The following is an 18367-nucleotide window of genomic DNA, read 5'->3' on the forward strand; positions in this document are numbered from 1 at the left end:
CTCAGACATCCAGCGCCTCTTTCCCCGCGAAAACCCTCTCCACTCGGCGCGACGACAACGGGGAGGCAGGTCCAAACAACGGCTATCCCAGCGATATAGCTAGGGGATGATGGCTAGGCTTTCGGACATCTTGGGCACGCTCGGCCGTTGGCCGTTGCGTGCCGCGCCCGCGAGCGGGCGCCGGGGGGCTGTCGGACGGCAAGGCCGTTGTTGTGTCGTGGGGTCGGAATACCTTCTGTCTTGACCTCCGCCTCCCGTATGGAGCCCCTTGCGGAAGGGTTCTCGGGCCGGGAGAAGGCGCTGGATGTCTGAGCGAAACGCAGCGTAGCGAGTTCAGCGCCGCCGGCCCGAGAGCCCTGGAGCAAGGTTCCCGGGCGGAATCCGGGTGCCCTTCTTTGGGTCCTTTCTTGGGCAAGCAAGAAAGGACCTCGGGGCGCGCTGGCGAGTCAGCGCCGGGCAGTATGTGGACCGGAACCACCGTAAACACCAGAGGATGAACCAGGACCAGCCAACAATCGGCAGACGGCCGGGCGAAGGCACCAGAAACTCCCAAGCTAGAATCAGGCCCAGCCTCAGGGCGCGGGACAACGTCCCAGCGCAAGCACGCGGACCAACTCGGGCGGCAACGCTGGTTCATGCCGCATGCGCGCAACCTCAGCGGGAAACAGCTGCGCGGCGAGGTGGGCAAGCAACTGCTCCCGGACCCGGTTGCCGTCCAGCGGACCGAGCAGCTGCTGCATGGAGGTCGCCGCTAGCCCCGGATAGCCACAGGGATTCATGCGCTGGAACGGCGCCAGATCCGGGGCGACGTTCAGGGCCAGCCCATGGATGCTGCGCCCGTGCCGGATACGCAAACCCAGCGCCGCAATCTTGGCCCCATCGACATACACCCCCGGCGCCTTCTCCCGACGCTGCGCATGGATCCCCCATTGCGCCAGCGTGTCGATCACCGCCTGCTCAAGACCGGCGACCAGACGCCGAACCCCGATCCCCAGTCGCGGCAGATCCACCAGCGTGTAGACGACCAGTTGTCCGGGGCCGTGCCAGGTCACCTGCCCCCCGCGATCGATCGCCACCACCGGCGTCGCGCCGGGGTCCAGCAGGTGCTCGCGGCGGCCATTGCGGCCCTGGGTAAAGACGGGCGGATGCTCGACGCACCAGAACGCATCCGGCCGGGCTGCATCGCGTTCCCGCGCCTGGAGCTGCATCGCCTGCCAGACCGGGACGTAGGGCTGCATACCCAGCAGGCGGACCACCGGCCCAGGCGGGAGCACGTCGGTCACAGGATCATGCGCACCCGGTCGCAACGACCCAGGGAACGGTAGAAGGCGTCCAGCTGTTCCTGGCTGGTCGCGGTAAAGGTGATGGTGATGCCGACGAAGCGGCCGGCGCGCGAGGCGCGCTGCTCGATCACTGCGTCCCCGGCATCCAGATGCTCGGCGACACAGCCCTCGACTGCCTCCATCAGCTCCGGGTGGGCGTCGCCCATCACCTTCACCGGGAATCGGCAGGGAAACTCGATCAGGGTCTCGCGGTCGTCGCTCATGCGGCACCTCCGGACTGCAGGGGTTCGCTCACCGGCGCCCCGGGCTTGGCCGCCTGGTAGGCGGCGTGCACGGCCTGCCAGACCGGTCCGGGGCGCCCCGTGCCCACGGTGCGATCATCCAGCCGCGTAACCGGCAGGATCTCGCGGGTCGAGCTGGTGAGCCAGATCTCCCCGGCCCGGGCCAGCTCGTCGGCGCTGACCCCGCGCTCCTCCACCGGGTAGCCCAGCTCGCGCGCCAGGTTGAGCACCCGCGAGCGGGTGACCCCCGGCAGTACCGATGCATCCAGCGGCGGGGTGATCACCCGCCCGTCCAGGACCACGATGACATTGCTGGCCGCGCCTTCGGTCAACTGCCCGTCCCGCAACAACACGGCCTCGACGGCACCCCGCTCGGTGGCCTCCTGGCGGTTCAGCACATTGGCCAGCAGAGTGGTGGCCTTGATATCGCAGTGGCCCCAGCGGCGGTCCTCGGCCGTCACGGCGGCCACGCCGTCCACGCGGATGGTCTCCGGGAGGGGCCGGATCGGGCTGACCATCGCCAGGACGGTGGGTGGCGCATCCACCGGGAAGGCATGGTCGCGCGGGGCCACGCCACGGGTCACCTGAAGGTAGACCCCGAGATCGGGCGTCGCAGGGTCGGCATTGCGCGCCAGCAAGTCCATCAGAAGCGCACGCCACCCCTCGCGGTCAAACGGGTTGCGGATGCGGATCGCCGCCAGGGATCGCGCCAGGCGCTCCAGGTGCTCGGAGAGCAGGAAGAACTCGCCGGAGTAGCTGGGGATCACCTCGTATACCGAGTCTCCGAACAGGAAGCCCCGGTCCAGCGGCGAGATCCGCACCTGGTCCAGCGGCAGGTAATCCCCGTTGTAATAGGCAATGCTCACGGGCGAAACACGGCTCAGAATGGCCAGGCCGACTGAATGCCCAGGGCCGCACCATCCCACAGGCGGCGGATCAGACCGCCCTGTTCCACCGGCTGCAACGCAACCAGCGGCTGGGTCCGGAGGACCTCGCCGTTCAGACGCACCACGACTTCGCCCACCGGATCGCCCGCGGCCAGCGGGGCCTCCAGCGGCTGGTTGACCTCCATCGAGGCGTCCAGATCGTCCTCGCGCCCCGGCGGGACCATGACCCAGAAGTCCTCCGCCAGGCCCACGGCCACTTCGGTCTGCGCCCCGCGATAGACCCGCGGGGTACCCAGTTCGTGCCCCCCCTCGAACAGCTTGCGGGTCGCGGTGAAGCGCATCCCCCAGTTCACCAGCGCCTGGGACTCGTTGGCGCGGCGAGTACCGCCCTGCTGATGATCCGACGCCTCGATCCCCATGACCACGGCCACCAACCGGCGGTCGTTACGCTTGGCGGACGAAACCAGGTTGTAGCCCGCGTTCGAGGTCCAGCCGGTCTTCAGGCCGTCGAATCCGGCATCGCGCCACAGCAGCATATTGCGGTTGCTCTGCGAGATGTCGTTGTACTCGAAGGAACGTTCGCTGTAGTAGCCGTAGAGATCCGGGAAGTCGCGGATCAGCGCCCGGGCGAGCAATGCCATGTCCTGGGCGGTGGTGTACTGCGACTCGTCGGAGGGCAGTCCGTGCGGGTTGGCGAAGTAGGACTGGCGCATCCCCAGCTCGCGCGCCTGAGCGTTCATCATGTCGACAAACGCCCCCTCCGAACCGGCAACATGCTCGGCCAGCGCGGTGGAGGCATCGTTGCCGGACTGGATGATCATCCCGCGCAGCAGATCCTCGACCGCAACCTCCTCGCCGACCTCGATGAACATGCGCGATGCCCCGCGCATACCGGTCCGCCAGGCACGCTCGCTGACCGTAACCTGGTCGTCCAGCGCCATGCGGCCATCGGTGATTTCGCCAAACACCACGTAGGCCGTCATCAGTTTGGTCAGGCTGGCCGGCTCGCGCTCCACCAGCGGATCGCGGCTGGCGAGCATCAGGCCGGAGTCGAAGTCCATCAGCGCATAGCTCGCCGCCGTCACGTCCGAGGGCGGCCGCGGGATACCGCCGGGCACGTTCGCGCCGGCGCCGGCAACGGGCAGCTCCGACTCCTGCGCCTGCGCCGGAACCAGCGCCAGCAGGAGCGCCAGGATGACCGGCAGGCAGGCCGCCAACAGCGGCAGAAACGGGGTGCGGACGGACGAATTCATGATTGCGAAGGGCCTCCTGAAGGACCGAATTACGATAGCAGAATTGGGGCCCGGTACGGGCCGGAAATACCGGGAACGAGGGCTTACGGCGCGTCGGTCACTACGCGATAGTCCACGTGCGCCGCACCCTGCAGGCGATCGGTAATCGTGCGGACCGCATCGCCATCGGCCAGCGGGCCGATACGCACGCGGTGCAGTTGCGCACCGTTGTCACGTTCGACGCTGGAGATCCGCACCGGCTCCAAGCCGAGCGCGCGCAGATCCTCGCGCACCTGCTCGGCCGAATGGCGCTCGGCGAACGCCCCGACCTGGACGAACCGCCCGGGACCCGCGGCCTCGCCATTGGCGCTGGCCGCGGCCGGCGCCGCGTCCTGCGGTTCGGGCGCGATGTCCGGCTGAGCTGCGGCGGCCACCTCGAGCGGCTCGGGCTCCGGTGACTCCGCCACCCGGGCCGGCGTCGTGTCGCCCGGCCCCACCGCCCGGATGCGGACACGCGCGACCCCGGCATCGGTCATGTCGATGCGATGGGCGGCGGCGTAGGAGAGATCGATGATGCGTCCGTCCACGAACGGGCCGCGATCATTCACCCGTACGATCACCTGTTTGCCGTTTTCCAGATTGGTGACCTCGACGAAGCTCGGCAGCGGCAGGGACTTGTGCGCCGCGGTCATCGCGTACATGTCGTAGGGCTCGCCGCTGGAAGTGCGCCGTCCGTGGAACTTGGTTCCATACCAGGACGCGTAACCCTCTTCCTCGAAGCCGTCGCTCGTGCGCAGTGTGCGATAGCGCTGACCGAACACCTCGTACTCGGACGGATTGCCATAGCGGCTGGGCGGCTCGTCACGCGGCTCCGGTTCCGGGATCAGCGCCAGATCCTGCGGCACATCCGCGGGATCGGGGTAGCTGTCATACGCGGCATCGCCCAGCGGGCGGTCCGGGTCGGCCTTGCGGTCGGGGGTGGACGAACAGCCCGCCAGGGCCAGCGCCAGCAAGGCCGCCAGCGCGGCCCCGCCGACGCCCGCGCGGCGCGGTTTACTCGGCCAGCGCCTCGGCCAGCTGGTGGACGGCCATCGCATACAGCGGGCTCCGGTTGTAGCGGGTAATCACGTAGAAGTTCGGATACCCGAGATAGTACTCGTGGCCATCCTCACCCTCGAGGCGGATGAACGAGTACTGGCCGTCCTCGTCCACGGCCTCGTCGGGGTAGATCCCGTGTGCGGCCAGTTCTTCGAGGTCAAAGCGCGCCTGATAGTTGCGGCTGATCAGCGCCTCGTGGGCATCGCCCTCGACCCGGGCCCTGGCCACCACCGGCTCGCCGTAGTTCCAGTGGTGCGCGCGGAAATAGTTGGCCACCGACCCGATCGCATCCGGCCAGGAGTTCAGCAGGTCACGCTGGCCGGAGCCATCGAAATCCACCGCGTAGTGGCGATAGCTGGACGAGATGAACTGGCCACGCCCCATGGCCCCGGCGTAGGAGCCGCGGGTCTCGCGCGGGTCGAGGCCCTCTTCATCCACCAGCGTCAGGAACTCGCCCAGCTCGCGGCGGAAGAAGTCGGACCGGGGCGGATAGTCGAAGCCCAGGGTCACCAGGGCATCGAACACGCGGAAACCACCGGTGTTGCGGCCGTAGTAGGTCTCGACCCCGATGATGGCGGCAATGATCTTCGGCTCGACGTCAAAGCGGTCCGCGGCGCGCTGGAGCCAGCGCTCATGCTCCTGCATGAACTCGCGCCCACGCTCGATGCGCTCATCGGTAATGAAGATCGGGCGGTAATCCTTCCACGGCCTTGCCTCGGCGGGGCTGGAGATCAGGTCAAGGATGCGCTGTTGCGGATCGGCCGCCGCGAACATCGCCTCCAGGGCCTCGCGGTCACGGCCCGCCTCCACCTGCTCGTCGATGAAGGCCTGGACCTCGTCGCGCTCGAGATACGGCGGGTCACCGGCGCGGAATTCGCTCTCCGCTGCGGCCGGAAGGGAGGCAAACGCCAGGATCAGGGCCAGCCCGACCGGCATCAGGAGTGGGCGGGCAAGACGGGCCCACACGGGGCGCAGGGTCAGGGTCATCGATTCACCAGGCGTTTCTGGGAGGCTATGCTCATGAGAATACCGAAGGCGACCATCAGGGTCACCAGCGACGTTCCCCCGTAACTGACCAGGGGCAGCGGCACACCGACCACCGGCAACAGGCCGGTCACCATGCCGATATTGACCACCATATAGACCGCGAAGGTCAGGCTGATACTCCCGCCCAGCAGCCGGGCATAGCGGTCCTGCGCCAGCGCGGCGATCCACAGCCCGCGGGCGACAATCGCAAAATACAGCAGCAGCAAGAGCGCGACACCAATAAAGCCGAATTCCTCGGCGTAGACCGCAAAAATAAAGTCGGTGGAGCGCTCCGGAAGGAACTCCAGCTGCGACTGGGTCCCGTTGAGCCAGCCCTTGCCGTACAACCCCCCGGACCCGATCGCGATCTTCGACTGGATGATGTGATAGCCGGCCCCCAGCGGATCGGATTCCGGGTTGAACAGCGTGAGTACCCGCTGGCGCTGGTAATCCAGCATCTGCGACCACAGGATGGGCACGGCGGCCGCCACCACGACGCCCAGGCCGACGAACCAGCGCCAGCCCAGCCCCGCAAGAAAGACCACCAGTGCGCCGGCGGCCGCCACCAGCATCGAGGTTCCCAGGTCCGGCTGCTGCATGATCAGATACACCGGCACCAGGATCAGCACGCCGGTCACGAGGAGATCGCGAAAACGCGGCCGCCCACTGCGCAGCGAGAGGTACCAGGCCACCATCATCGGCACGGCGAGCTTCATGATCTCCGAGGGCTGGAAACGCATGAAACCGAGATCCAGCCAGCGCTGGGCCCCCTTGCCGACGTCCCCGACCCACATCACCGCCAACAACAGCAGGATGCCCGCCGCGAACAGCCACGGGGAGATCGCGCGCAGACCGTGCAGTGATACCTGCGCGACCAGCAGCATCGCGGCCACGCCCAGGCCGATGCGCATCAGTTGCCTCTCCACGGCCACCACGCTCTGCCCGGAGGCGCTGAACAGAACGGCCAGCCCGAGCAGCAGCAGGATCGACAGCAGGACCAGCAGCACACTGTCCAGGCGCAGGCTGCGCAGCACCCACTGGCTGACGGACATCTCACGGCCGGTTACGCTGATCATTCGTCCTCCGGCAGAGTCATGCCCGCCCCGTCCAGCAGATAGGCGTCCATCACTTCACGCGCCACGGGCGCGGCCACCCGGCCGCCGGACCCTCCGTGCTCGACCAGGACCGCCACCGCGATCTGCGGATCCTCTGCCGGGGCATAGCCCACGAACAGGGCGTGGTCCCACAGACGCCGGGCCAGCTCCTCTTCGTCGTACTCTTCATCCTCGCCGAGGCTGAACACCTGCGAAGTGCCGGTCTTGCCGGCAATGGTGTAGGCCGGGCGGGTGCTGCCCACGCTGCCCCAGGCGGTCCCGTGGCGGGCATGCACCGCCTCCACCAGCGAGCCGTGGATCGCATCCCAGTGCTGGTCGTCCACGACCACCGGCTCGCGCGTCACCGGTAGCGGATACTCCGGCTCCCCGGTCCCGTTGTCCATGGCGCGCAGCAGGTGCGGCTGATAGCGCACACCGCGCGTGGCCAGCGCCGCCGTGAAATCGGCCATCTGCAGAGGCGTGGACAGCATGTACCCCTGGCCGATCGCGGTGATCAGGGTCTCCCCCGGGAACCATACCTCGTTGTGAGTGGCCCGCTTCCAGTCGCGGCTGGGCAGGATCCCCGCTCGCTCGCCGGTGGAATCGATCCCGGTGCGCTGACCGACCCCGAAGGCGCCAAGAATGGGCACCATGCGATCGATGCCCATGGTGTGGGCCAGATCGTAGAAGTAGACATCCGACGACACCGCGATCGCGCGCGACATGTCCACCCGGCCATGGCCCTCGCGGCGCCAGTCACGATAGCGACGTTCATGCCCCGGGAGCTGGTAGTACCCGCGTGCGAACATCTCGCGCTCGGCGGTCGTAACATCTTCGTCGAGGGCTGCCAGCGCGACCAGTGGCTTGACCGTCGAGCCCGGCGGGTACTGCCCGCTCAGGGCACGATTGAACAGCGGCCGGCGCTTGTCATCGCGCACCGCGGCGAAATCGGCCTGCGAGATTCCGTGGACAAAGGCCTCGGGATCAAAACCGGGGGCGCTGACCAGCGCCAGCACCTCGCCGTTATTCGGATCGATGGCCACGATCGCGCCATCCCGCCCCGCCAGCGCCCGGTAGGCCGCCTGCTGCAGGTTCACATCCAGGGTCAGGGTCAGGTCCGTGCCCGGCTGCGGCGGGGTCACCGACAGCTCGCGGATCACCCGCCCCTGGGCGTTCACCTCCACCTGGCGATAGCCTGGCCGGCCGTGCAGCAACTCCTCGTAGTAGCGTTCGACCCCGCTCTTGCCGATATGCGAGGTCCCGGCATAGGCCCGCCCGTCCACCCGGCGCAGATCCTGCTGGTTGATGCGCCCGACATAACCGACCGCGTGCGAGAATTTGGAACCCAGGGGATAGAAACGCAGCGGACGGGCCTCGATCTCGACCCCCGGCAACTCGTGGCGCGAGACCGCGATACGGGCCACAGTCTCGTCATCCAGCCCGGCCTTCAACAGCACCGGCTGGAACGGGCGCCGCTGCCGAACTCCGCGGTGGAAGCGCTCGATATCGGCCTCGCTCAGTTCCAGATAGCCGCGCAGGCGGCTCAGCAGGGAATCCAGATTACCGGCCTGCTCGACCGTGATCTCCAACTGATAGGACGCGCGGTTGCCCGCCAGCAGGATGCCATTGCGGTCGCGAATCACGCCCCGGGTGGGAGCGATCGGCTCGACCCGTAACCGGTTGTTCTCGGAGAGAGTGGTGAAATGCGAGTGCGCGCCGACTTGCAGCCCCGAGAGCCGCCAGCCCAGCGCCAGCAGGATGGCGGCCAGGATGACCAGTGCCAGCAGGATGCGCACGACAAAGCGCTCCCGGTCCTGCTGTTCCTCGCCGTAGGCATCGCGCTCGGCCATCTCAGCGGGTCACGGCGTCACGACCAGGTCCGTGGCCCGCGCACGCAAACGCCGCACCGACCCTGCGGGACGGCGCGGCGCTGACCGACCGCTGCATGCAGCGGGGCGCGGCGTCAGATCTTGCTCTTCTGGTAACGCTTGTAGCTGGCAACAATCTCCGCCTTGGCTTCGTCGGCGCCAACCCAGCCTTCCACCTTGACCCACTTGCCCTTCTCCAGCTCCTTGTAGCGTTCGAAGAAGTGCTTGATCGAGTCCAGGAGCTCCTTCGGCACGTCGTCCGGGCTCTGGAACCGCGCGGACTGCGTGCACAGCTTGTCCACCGGCACCGCCAGGATCTTCGCGTCCACCCCGGCCTCGTCGGTCATCTTCAGCATGCCGATCGGGCGCGAGCGCACAACCGAGCCCGGCAGCAGCGGCACCGGGGTGATCACCAGCACGTCCACCGGGTCGTTGTCTTCCGACTCCGTGTTCGGGATGAATCCGTAGTTGCACGGATAGAACATCGCGACCGCCATAAAGCGATCAACCACCAGAGCCCCGCTGTCCTTGTCCATCTCGTACTTGACGGGCTGACCCTGGGTGGGGATCTCGATCACCACGTTGATGTCGTTGGGGAGATCCTTGCCGGCTTCGATCTGGTTGAGGTCCATGCTTGAGTAGTTTCCGATTGCTTTGAAGAGTGAGGGATTATACAGGGGAGACACCCCGCAAGGGCACCCATCAACAGTCGCATCAGGGAGACTCGAACGGCCGCGCGCGGTTGCGGCGCATCGGCCTCAGGCGGTATAAGACCGCGCTCGGGAAACGGTTTGCGGCCCGCCCTCGCCCCGGGCCGGCTGCCCGTTTCACCACCGCAATCACCGTGCCGTCCCGTTCCCGGCTAGTCCTGCGGTCCGGTACGGCACCCGGCAGGAGTCAGCTATGCGTATCGTCCTGATGGGCGCACCGGGGTCCGGCAAGGGCACCCAGGCCAAGAAGATGGTCGCCACCTTCGGCATCCCCCAGATCTCCACCGGCGACCTGCTGCGCGCCGCGGTCGCGGCCCGGACCGAACTCGGCAAGCAGGTCGAGAACGCGATGGAATCCGGCAATCTGGTCCCGGATGATCTGGTCCTGGGCCTGATCCGCGATCGCCTGCAGGAACCCGATGCGCAGAAGGGCTTCATCCTCGACGGCTTCCCGCGCAATGTCGCCCAGGCCGAGGCGCTGGACAGCATGCTGGCCGACATCGAGTCGCCGCTGGATCGCGCGATCCAGATCGACGTACCGTTCGAGGAGCTCAAGCAGCGCCTGACCGGCCGCGTGTCCTGCGGGGACTGCGGCGCGGTCTTCAACACCCATACCTTCCCGCCACAGAAGGAAGGCGTGTGCGACCTGTGCGGCGGCGACCTGATCCACCGCGCGGACGACAACGAGGAAACCGTGGTCAATCGCCTCAAGGTCTACGAGGAGCAGACCCGGCCGCTGATCGAGTACTACGATCGCCACGGTCTGCTCAAGCACGTCAACGGCACCCGCGACATCGAGCTGATCTTCGACGAGATCCGCCAGCTGCTGTCCTGACGTCGGGATGAGCCGCCGGCCCGCCAACCCCGCGCCGCGCCATCGCCCGATCGCGCGGCCGGTCGCGTGCGGGATCGGCCTGGTGACCGCGGCGCTGCTCCCGCTCGCGCTGCCCGCGGAGGAGCGCCCCCCGGGATGCGAGTTCGCCCCGGGGGTCGAGTGGCCCGAGCTGCGCACCCTCGAGGGCGGCCTCACCGAGATCGACGCCGACCAGGTGCGCCGGGACGGCGAACGCATCTCGGCCTCGGGCAACGTCCAGCTGTTCGAAGGCGGACAGCGCCTGGACACCGAATTCCTCGAATACGACCGCGCCACCGGCACCGCCCGAACCGAAGGTGACACCCGCCTGTTCGACGGCGACCTGCTGCTGCACACCGAGGGCGGGGAATACCGCCTGGACGCGGAGACCGGCGAGTTCCGCAGGATCGACTTCCTGGTGCAGTCCATCCCGGCCCGGGGCAGTGCCGCCCTGGGCGTCCAGCATGCCCCGCACCGTCACGACTTCGAGGAGGCCGAATACACCACCTGCCCGGTCGGCAACGATTCCTGGTGGCTGCGCACCCGGGATCTGGAGCTCGATCGCGAGACCGGCGTGGGCGTGGCCCGCAATGCGACCATCCGCTTCAAGGGTGTACCCATCGCCTACACCCCGTATATCAACTTCCCGCTGGACGACCGCCGCAAGAGCGGCTTCCTGCTGCCCAGCGCGGGCACCGGCGGCCGCACCGGCTTCGATCTCGCGACGCCCTGGTACTGGAACATCGCGCCCAACTACGACGCGACCTTCACGCCTCGCATCATGGCCGATCGCGGAATCATGCTCGGCACCGAGTTTCGCTACCTCCAGCCCCGGCACAATGGCGTACTCGACGTGCGCTACCTGCCGGACGACCGCGAGACCGGCGAAGACCGCCACTTCGCCCAGTGGCGCCACCAGACCCGCATCACCTCCAATCTGAACCTGCGCGTCGACGCCGCGGATGTCTCCGACCGGGAATACTTCTTCGACTTCGGCAACTCGGACCGCTATGCGGGTTCGACGCCCTATCTGCGCCGATCCGCCGACCTGACCTGGAACCAGCCGGCCTATCGCCTGCGCACCCGCATCGAGGACTACCAGATCGTCGACCCCGAGCTGAGCGCCGCCGGCGAGCCCTACCAGCGGCTGCCACAGATCACGCTGGAGGCCGGGGAATATCTGGGCCACGGCATCTCCTGGGATCTGGATACCGAACTGGTGCGCTTCGAGCGCAGCGAGGACCAGTCCGGGCGCCCCGTGGGTACCCGCCTCGACCTGAATCCCGAGGTCCGCTGGCGCCATGACACCGGCGGCTTCTTCTTCGAACCCGCCACCGGTGTCCGCCATACCCGCTACGAACTGGACCGCCGCGACCAGACCAGCGGTCCGGAATCGATCAGCCGGACGGTACCACGCGCCTCGATCGACACCGGGCTGATCTTCGAACGTTCCATCGCCAACGGCCGCCGCCTGCAGACCCTGGAACCGCGCATCTTCTACGGCTACGTGCCCTACCGCGACCAGGACGACATCCCGATCTTCGACACCGGCGAGGCCGACTTCAGCTTCGACAACCTGTTCAGCCTGGACCGTTTCGTCGGCGCCGACCGCGTGGGCGATACCCATCAGGTCACCACCGCCCTGACCACCCGCATCCTCGACCAGCAGACCGGGCGCGAGCGCCTGAGCCTGTCCGCCGGTCAGATCCACTACCTCGAGGACCGCGAGGTCCGCCGCGGTACCGGACAGGACCCGCTGACGGACTCGCGTTCGGACCTGGCCCTGGAAGGTCGCGTGCGCATCGGCGATGCCTGGAGCGGCCGCGGCTCCATCCTCTACAACGAGGACGCGCGCGAAACCACCCTGGCCGCGATCTCGGTCGGCTACCACCCCTCCGAGCGCGCGCGGATCAACGTCGGCTACCGCCAGCGCGAGGCCGGCGCCCGCTCCATCGACCAGACCGACGTCTCCGTGATGTGGCCGGTCACCGATCGCATCGACGCGATCGGCCGCTGGAACTACAGCCTGCAGGAAGAACGCGACCTCGAACTTCTGGCCGGGCTTCAGTATCGTAGTTGCTGCTATGGTATCCGCGTGGTGGCGCGCCGCGCGTACAGCTTCGACGAGACCTACGACAACTCGATCTACTTCCAACTCACGCTGGACGGCCTGGCAAGGTTCGATTCCGGCGTGGATTCGCTATTGCGCGAGGGTATTGCCGGATATGACGCACGTCCCTGAACAACGCCGCGGCGGGGTCCGCACCCTGCTACCCCTGCTGGCCGTCCTGGTCTACGGCCTCGGCCTGCCGGCCATGGCCCAGACGCCCGGGTCGGCACCCGGCGGGCTCTCGCAGGGCGCGGTCGAGGCACCGGTCACGCCCGGGGCCGCCCGTGACGGCGGTACCCCGGCGGCGCCCATCACGCCCGAGGGCGACCGCTTCACCGACCGCATCCTGGCGGTGGTGGGCGACGACGTGATCACCCAGCGCGAGCTGGTGGAGCGCATGAACCTGGTCGCCCAGCAGATGATCGAGCGCGGCAACCGTCCGCCCGACCAGGACACCCTGGCGCGTCAGGTCATGGAGCGCCTGATCGTCGAGCGCGTGCAGCTGCAGGAGGCCGAGCGCGTCGGCATCAACATCGACGAGATGACCCTGAACCGCGCGATGGAGAACATCGCCCGCGAGAATCGCATGACCCTGCCGCAGCTGCGCCAGGCTCTGATGCAGGACGGCGTGGACTTCAACGCCTTTCGCGAGCAGATCCGCCACGAGCTGACCGTCAACCAGCTGCAGCGCCGCCAGGTCGACCAGCGCGTCCGCGTCTCCGACCAGGAGATCGCCGACCTCATCGCCTCCGAGAGTGGCGCCATTGACCGCGGCGTGCGCTATCGCATCGCCCAGATCATGGTCGCCCTGCCCCAGGGCGCCGACGCCCGGCAGATCGCCGAGGCGCGCCAAAAGGCCGAGTCGCTGCGCGACCGCGTGCGCGAGGGCGAGGACTTCGCCACCGTCGCCATCAGCGAATCCGAAGGGCCGCAGGCCCTGGACGGCGGCGATCTGGGCTGGCGTTCCGCCGGCGAGATCCCCACCGTGTTCGCCCGCGAGGCCGTACTGATGCGGACCGGCGAGGTCAGCGATGTCCTGCGCTCCCCCAGCGGTTTCCACATCATGAAGCTGCTGGACCGCGAGGGCGGTGACCAGACCCGCGTGCAGCAGACCCGGGTACGCCACATCCTGATCAGCCCGGACCAGGTGCGCAGCGACGAGGACGCGCGCCGCCAGGCGCAGTCCCTGTATAACCGCATCCGCGAGGGCGCCAGCTTCGAGGACCTCGCCCGCGCCAACTCCGACGACCCCGGCTCGGCCGCCCAGGGCGGCACCCTCGGGTGGGTCAGCCCGGGCGAACTGGTTCCCGCCTTCGAGGAGGCCATGCAGGCGCTGGAACCGGGCGTGGTCAGCGAGCCGGTGGAGAGCCAGTTCGGCTGGCACATCATCGAGGTCCTGGAGCGCCGCGAGGTGGACACCTCGCGCGAACAGATCCGGGCCCGCGCCCGCGAGATCCTGCAGAACCGCAAGCGCGACGAAGAGCTCGAGCTGTGGCTGCGCCGCCTGCGGGACGAGGCCTATGTCGAATACCGGGTCGACGGCTTCGGCTCCTGATCCGCGCGGGGCCCACCCGGTCCCGCGTCTGGCCCTGACCGCCGGCGATCCCGCCGGGATCGGGCCCGATCTGCTGATCGCCATGGCGCGGCAGCGCGGCCAGGCGCAGCGCGTCGCCATCGCCGATCCTGGCGTGCTGGAGGCCCGTGCCCACCAGCTGGGCGAGTCCCTGCGCCTGGTGCCCTTCGACCCGCAACGCCCGCGCGAGCCCACCCCGGCCCACACCCTGGAGATCCTGCCGGTACCGGTGGCGGCCCCGGTGGTCGCCGGCACCCTGAACCCCGCCAACGCCGAACACGTACTGGCCCTGCTGGCCAAAGCCGCCGACGGCTGCCTGGACGGCACCTTCGAGGCCATGGTCACCGGCCCGGTCCACAAGTGCGTGATCAACCGCGCCGGTATCGCCTTTAGTGGTCACACCGAGTGGCTGGCCGAGCGCGCCGAGGCACCGACGCCGGTGATGATGCTGGCCACCGAGACGCTGCGAGTCGCGCTGGTGACCACCCATCTGCCCCTGCGCGCGGTCCCCGACGCCATCACGGCCGAACGCCTGGAGGCCGTGACCCGCGTGCTGCACCACGACCTGCGCCGTGACTTCGGCATCGACGAACCCGTGATCGCGGTCTGCGGCCTGAACCCGCACGCCGGCGAGGACGGCGTCCTCGGACGCGAGGAGATCGAGATCATCACCCCGACCCTGGATCGCCTGCGAGAGGCCGGCATGCATCTGCGCGGCCCACTCCCGGCCGACACCGCGTTCACCCCGCGCGCGCTCGAAGGCGTCGACGCGGTGCTGGCCATGTATCACGATCAGGGCCTGCCGGTCCTCAAGCACGCCGGCTTTGGCGGGGCCATCAACGTGACCCTGGGCCTGCCCTTCATCCGCACCTCGGTGGATCACGGCACCGCACTGGACCTGGCCGGCACCGGGCGCGCGGAGGTCGGCAGCTTCCAGGCCGCCGAACGCCTGGCGGAAACCCTCGCGGCCCGTGCCGCGGCCCGTGCCGCCGCCAGCAGGAGCATCTCGGGGACATGACCCGCCTCAAGACCTCGTCGCCGATCCGCAAGCGCTTCGGCCAGAACTTCCTGCACGATGCCGGCATCCTCGCGCGCATTGTCGCGGCGATCGACCCGCAGCCAGGAAACGCCGTACTCGAGATCGGGCCCGGCCGCGGCGCCCTGACCGCGGCGCTGCTGGAGCGCCTGGACCACCTCGTCGCCGTGGAGATCGACCGCGACCTGGCCGCCGGGCTGCGCGCCGGTTTCCCTCCGGAGCGCCTGGACCTGCACGTGGGCGACGCCCTGGACATGCGGCTGGCCGATCTCGGCCCCCTGCCCGAACGCGGCTGGCGCGTGGTCGGCAACCTGCCCTACAACATCTCCACCCCGCTGATGTTCCATCTCCTCGAACAGGTCGGCGCAATCCGCGACATGCACTTCCTGCTGCAGCGCGAGGTGGTGGAACGCATGACCGCCGCGCCCGGCAGCAAGCGCTACGGCCGCCTGACCGTCATGCTGGCCGCCCGGGCCTCGGCCACGGCCCTGTTCACGGTGCCGCCCGGGGCCTTTCACCCGCCGCCCAAGGTCTACTCCAGCGTGGTGCGCATCACGCCCCTGGCCGAGCCGCGGGTCGCACCGGCGCTGTACCCGACCTTCGCGCGGGTGGTGAACCAGGCCTTTTCCAGCCGCCGCAAGACGCTGCGCCGCGGGCTGTCCGGTCTGGCCACGATCGCGGACCTGGAGGCCGCCGGGCTGGACCCCGGGGAACGGCCGGAGAACGTCGACATCAGCGGGTTCGAGGCCCTGGCCCGGCAGATCCACGCAGGCGCGCACTGAGCCACCGGTCACCACGATCCGCTACCATGAACCCATGGACCTGATCGTTGCCGATGTCGGCGGAACCAACACCCGTGTCGCGCGCGCCCGCCGCGAGGCGGATGGCTGGTCCCTGCACGAGGCGCAACGCTACCCCAGCCGCGAGCATCCGGAACTGGCCAGCATCCTCGAGCACTGGCGCCACGAATACGCCACAGTGGATACGTTCGCCGCCGCCGGACTCGCGGTGGCCGGCCCGGTCCATCAGGGCCGGGCACGCGTGACCAACCTGGACTGGCCCGCCCTGGAGGCCGCCAGCCTCGGCGAACGCCTGGGTATGCCGGTCACGCTCCTCAACGACTTCGCCGCCATCGGCGCGAGCCTCGACGCGCTGCAACCCGGCGACTGCGAGACCCTCCAGCACGCGACACCCGATCCGGCGGGCCTGCGCCTGGTCGCGGGGGCCGGCACCGGGCTGGGCACCTGTCTGGTGGGTCCGCCCGGCCGGCCCGCCATCTATCCCGGCGAGGGCGGACACGCGCGCTTCTCGCCCGCCGGGCCCGAAGAGGCCGCGCTGGGCGATTTCGTAAGCCGCGAACTGGGCTACTGCACGCGCGAACACCTGCTGAGCGGGCGCGGGATCGCCCGCATCGGCCAGTTCGAGCTCGACCGGCAAGCGGATCCCGAGCTGGCGGAGGCCCTTGCCGCGCGGGACCCGGCAGCCGCTATCGGCGAACTGGCCCGGGCGGGCCACCCGGCCGCCGAGAACGTGATCGACCGCTTCGTCGGGCTGTATGCCGGACAGCTGGCCGACATGGCCCTGACCGCGCTCCCCACCGGCGGCATTTACCTGGCCGGCGGGATCGCGCCCCGCTGGGTCGACGCCTTCCGTGGCCCGCGCTTTCGCTGTGCCTTCCGGAATCGCCCACCGATGACCCACTTGCTTGAGCAATTGCCCGTGGCCCTTATCATGCACCCCGAACCGGGCCTGCTGGGCGCCGCCGTCTGCGCCAGCCGGTCCGCGACCCCCTGATGCCGGGTCTCCCGCTCAAACCTGGAGCCACAACCGCATGAACCCGCCCCAAGAGCACGACGCCGAAGCCCATACCATCGAGATCGAGGTGTCCACCGCCTACGTGGAGGACCAGTCCGAGCCGGATGACGACCGCTACGTGTTCGCCTATCACGTGGTCATTCGCAACGCCGGCGCGCTGACCGTGCAACTGCTCAACCGCCACTGGATCATCCGCGACGGCCGCGACCAGACGCAGGAGGTCCGTGGCGAGGGGGTGGTCGGCGAACAGCCGAGCATCGCGCCCGGCGACAGCTTCGAATACACCAGCGGCACGGTCATCGAGACCCCGGTCGGCACCATGGAGGGCTCCTACGGCATGCGCGACGAACGCGGCAACACCTTCGACGCGCCGATCCCGCCGTTCACCCTCTCCGTCCCGCGCACCCTGCACTAGGCCGGGCGGAACGATGGCGCTGTACGCCGTTGGGGATCTCCAAGGCTGTCTGGACCCGCTGGATCGACTCCTGGAACAGGTGCGGTTCGATCCGGCGGAGGACCACCTGTGGCTGGTCGGCGACCTGGTCAACCGCGGCCCGGACTCGCTGGGCTGCCTGCGCCGGGTCATGGACCTGGGCGATGCTGCCACGACGGTCCTCGGCAACCACGACCTCCACCTGCTCGCCACCGCACAGGGCGTCCGCACGCCCGGTGGCAAGGACACCCTGCGCCCGGTGCTGGATGCCCCGGATGCCGCGGACCTGCTCGACTGGCTGGCCCAGCGCCCGTTGCTGCACCGCGACACCGCCAGCGGCTGGACCCTGGTGCATGCCGGACTCCCGCCCGCCTGGGACCCGGACACGGCCGCGCGCGAGACCCGGCGCGTGGAGGCCGAGCTGCGCGACCCGGCACGACGCCACGCACTGTTCGAGGTCATGTACGGCGACGAACCCAGCCACTGGAGCCCGGATCTCGACGGATACGAGCGCCTGCGCTACACCATCAATGCCTGTACCCGCATGCGCTATCTCACCGCGGACGGCGACCTGGAGTTCGCCGGCAATGGCCCGCCCGAGGAAGCGCCCTCCGATCTCCGGCCCTGGTTCCGGATGCCGGAACGAGCCGCCGCCGGGCACCCGATCGTGTTCGGACACTGGGCCGCGCTCGGGCATCGGGTGGGGGCGGACTGGCTGGCGCTGGACAGTGGCTGCGTCTGGGGCAACTGCATGACGCTTGCCCGCCTCGATCACACCGACGGCGACCCGGCCCGCGTCACCACCTGGCAGACGCCCTGCCCCGCCTGACCCACCCGCTACCGCACACCGCCTTCCAGGCACTCGCCGCTGTCATCCAGCCGCCTGCCTTGTTGTGGCTGGTCCTGGTTCGTCCTCTGGTGTTTACGGTGCCGTCGGTCCGCAACCTGCCGATTTTTGGCTAGGCCTGGTTCGTCCTCTGGTGTTTACGGTGGCTTCGGTCCGCCGCCTGCCGTGCGCTGACTCGCCAGCGCGCCGCGAGGTACTTCTTTGCTCGTGCAAAGAAGTAC

General features: G+C 68.8%; 17 protein-coding genes. 8 read left to right on the forward strand and 9 right to left on the reverse strand.

Going from position 1 to position 18367, the window contains the following annotated elements; all coding sequences use genetic code 11:
* Window positions 1-572 precede the first annotated feature (572 nt).
* The 9 genes from lipB to ppa all read right to left on the reverse strand — a co-directional run bounded on the left by lipB (window position 573) and on the right by ppa (window position 9401).
* Entirely contained in the window at window positions 573-1283 is a 711-nt protein-coding gene (gene lipB, locus F793_RS0104435; protein WP_018882728.1) for a lipoyl(octanoyl) transferase LipB, read from the reverse strand.
* Entirely contained in the window at window positions 1280-1546 is a 267-nt protein-coding gene (locus tag F793_RS0104440) for a YbeD family protein (RefSeq protein WP_018877094.1), read from the reverse strand. Before F793_RS0104440 ends, lipB begins: the two co-directional genes overlap by 4 nt.
* A complete protein-coding gene (locus tag F793_RS0104445; protein WP_018882729.1) occupies window positions 1543-2430 on the reverse strand; it encodes a D-amino acid aminotransferase in 888 nt (295 codons plus the stop codon). The genes F793_RS0104440 and F793_RS0104445 overlap by 4 nt, the downstream gene beginning before the upstream one ends.
* Window positions 2431-2444: 14 nt before the next feature.
* Window positions 2445-3704, reverse strand: coding sequence for a D-alanyl-D-alanine carboxypeptidase family protein (locus F793_RS0104450; RefSeq protein WP_018882730.1), 1260 nt, complete (start codon window positions 3702-3704; stop codon window positions 2445-2447).
* Between the two features lie 83 nt (window positions 3705-3787).
* Window positions 3788-4780, reverse strand: coding sequence for a septal ring lytic transglycosylase RlpA family protein (locus F793_RS0104455; RefSeq protein ID WP_018882731.1), 993 nt, complete (start codon window positions 4778-4780; stop codon window positions 3788-3790).
* Window positions 4737-5768, reverse strand: a complete 1032-nt coding sequence (mltB, locus tag F793_RS0104460; protein ID WP_018882732.1) for a lytic murein transglycosylase B — start codon at window positions 5766-5768, stop codon at window positions 4737-4739. The genes F793_RS0104455 and mltB overlap by 44 nt, the downstream gene beginning before the upstream one ends.
* Window positions 5765-6883: a rod shape-determining protein RodA gene (rodA, locus tag F793_RS0104465; protein ID WP_018867201.1), complete on the reverse strand. Its 1119-nt coding sequence runs from the start codon at window positions 6881-6883 to the stop codon at window positions 5765-5767. Before rodA ends, mltB begins: the two co-directional genes overlap by 4 nt.
* Window positions 6880-8751: a penicillin-binding protein 2 gene (gene mrdA, locus F793_RS0104470; protein ID WP_018882733.1), complete on the reverse strand. Its 1872-nt coding sequence runs from the start codon at window positions 8749-8751 to the stop codon at window positions 6880-6882. The genes rodA and mrdA overlap by 4 nt, the downstream gene beginning before the upstream one ends.
* A 113-nt stretch (window positions 8752-8864) precedes the next feature.
* A complete protein-coding gene (gene ppa / locus F793_RS0104475) occupies window positions 8865-9401 on the reverse strand; it encodes an inorganic diphosphatase (RefSeq protein WP_018867199.1) in 537 nt (178 codons plus the stop codon).
* A 271-nt stretch (window positions 9402-9672) separates the two neighbouring features.
* Here ppa and F793_RS0104480 point away from each other — a divergent pair, with 271 nt between their 5' ends.
* The 8 genes from F793_RS0104480 to F793_RS0104515 are packed head-to-tail and all read left to right on the forward strand — an operon-like array spanning window position 9673 to window position 18128.
* The gene (locus tag F793_RS0104480; protein ID WP_018877100.1) at window positions 9673-10314 is read left to right on the forward strand and encodes an adenylate kinase; all 642 of its coding nucleotides are present in this window, start codon (window positions 9673-9675) and stop codon (window positions 10312-10314) included.
* 7 nt (window positions 10315-10321) lie between these two features.
* Window positions 10322-12574, forward strand: a complete 2253-nt coding sequence (locus F793_RS0104485) for an LPS-assembly protein LptD (RefSeq protein WP_018878301.1) — start codon at window positions 10322-10324, stop codon at window positions 12572-12574.
* A complete protein-coding gene (locus F793_RS0104490) occupies window positions 12558-13997 on the forward strand; it encodes a peptidylprolyl isomerase (RefSeq protein WP_018880123.1) in 1440 nt (479 codons plus the stop codon). The genes F793_RS0104485 and F793_RS0104490 overlap by 17 nt, the downstream gene beginning before the upstream one ends.
* Window positions 13963-15033 (forward strand): 4-hydroxythreonine-4-phosphate dehydrogenase PdxA, encoded by a 1071-nt coding sequence (pdxA, locus tag F793_RS0104495; RefSeq protein WP_018882734.1) that lies wholly within the window; start codon window positions 13963-13965, stop codon window positions 15031-15033. Before F793_RS0104490 ends, pdxA begins: the two co-directional genes overlap by 35 nt.
* Entirely contained in the window at window positions 15030-15833 is an 804-nt protein-coding gene (gene rsmA / locus F793_RS0104500) for a 16S rRNA (adenine(1518)-N(6)/adenine(1519)-N(6))-dimethyltransferase RsmA (RefSeq protein WP_018882735.1), read from the forward strand. Before pdxA ends, rsmA begins: the two co-directional genes overlap by 4 nt.
* A 34-nt stretch (window positions 15834-15867) precedes the next feature.
* Complete coding sequence (locus F793_RS0104505; protein WP_018882736.1) at window positions 15868-16845, forward strand: ROK family protein; 978 nt, start codon at window positions 15868-15870, stop codon at window positions 16843-16845.
* Window positions 16846-16882: 37 nt separating this feature from the next.
* Window positions 16883-17281, forward strand: a complete 399-nt coding sequence (apaG, locus tag F793_RS0104510; protein ID WP_018867192.1) for a Co2+/Mg2+ efflux protein ApaG — start codon at window positions 16883-16885, stop codon at window positions 17279-17281.
* 13 nt (window positions 17282-17294) lie between these two features.
* The gene (locus tag F793_RS0104515) at window positions 17295-18128 is read left to right on the forward strand and encodes a symmetrical bis(5'-nucleosyl)-tetraphosphatase (RefSeq protein WP_018877105.1); all 834 of its coding nucleotides are present in this window, start codon (window positions 17295-17297) and stop codon (window positions 18126-18128) included.
* Window positions 18129-18367 lie beyond the last annotated feature (239 nt).

It is taken from the genome of Thioalkalivibrio sp. ALE22 (assembly GCF_000381445.1).
Taxonomy (GTDB): domain Bacteria; phylum Pseudomonadota; class Gammaproteobacteria; order Ectothiorhodospirales; family Ectothiorhodospiraceae; genus Thioalkalivibrio.

Excerpts from the sequence above, each read along its gene's own strand:
- F793_RS0104505 (WP_018882736.1), top strand. The coding sequence starts at position 15,868 with ATGGACCTGATCGTTGCCGATGTCGGCGGAACCAACACCCGTGTCGCG.
- apaG (WP_018867192.1), top strand. The coding sequence starts at position 16,883 with ATGAACCCGCCCCAAGAGCACGACGCCGAAGCCCATACCATCGAGATC.
- rodA (WP_018867201.1), bottom strand. The coding sequence starts at position 6,883 with ATGATCAGCGTAACCGGCCGTGAGATGTCCGTCAGCCAGTGGGTGCTG.
- F793_RS0104455 (WP_018882731.1), bottom strand. The coding sequence starts at position 4,780 with ATGCGATGGCCGTCCACCAGCTGGCCGAGGCGCTGGCCGAGTAAACCG.
- mltB (WP_018882732.1), bottom strand. The coding sequence starts at position 5,768 with ATGACCCTGACCCTGCGCCCCGTGTGGGCCCGTCTTGCCCGCCCACTC.
- rsmA (WP_018882735.1), top strand. The coding sequence starts at position 15,030 with ATGACCCGCCTCAAGACCTCGTCGCCGATCCGCAAGCGCTTCGGCCAG.
- F793_RS0104450 (WP_018882730.1), bottom strand. The coding sequence starts at position 3,704 with ATGAATTCGTCCGTCCGCACCCCGTTTCTGCCGCTGTTGGCGGCCTGC.
- mrdA (WP_018882733.1), bottom strand. The coding sequence starts at position 8,751 with ATGGCCGAGCGCGATGCCTACGGCGAGGAACAGCAGGACCGGGAGCGC.
- F793_RS0104485 (WP_018878301.1), top strand. The coding sequence starts at position 10,322 with ATGAGCCGCCGGCCCGCCAACCCCGCGCCGCGCCATCGCCCGATCGCG.
- pdxA (WP_018882734.1), top strand. The coding sequence starts at position 13,963 with ATGTCGAATACCGGGTCGACGGCTTCGGCTCCTGATCCGCGCGGGGCC.
- F793_RS0104480 (WP_018877100.1), top strand. The coding sequence starts at position 9,673 with ATGCGTATCGTCCTGATGGGCGCACCGGGGTCCGGCAAGGGCACCCAG.
- F793_RS0104440 (WP_018877094.1), bottom strand. The coding sequence starts at position 1,546 with ATGAGCGACGACCGCGAGACCCTGATCGAGTTTCCCTGCCGATTCCCG.
- F793_RS0104515 (WP_018877105.1), top strand. The coding sequence starts at position 17,295 with ATGGCGCTGTACGCCGTTGGGGATCTCCAAGGCTGTCTGGACCCGCTG.
- ppa (WP_018867199.1), bottom strand. The coding sequence starts at position 9,401 with ATGGACCTCAACCAGATCGAAGCCGGCAAGGATCTCCCCAACGACATC.
- F793_RS0104490 (WP_018880123.1), top strand. The coding sequence starts at position 12,558 with ATGACGCACGTCCCTGAACAACGCCGCGGCGGGGTCCGCACCCTGCTA.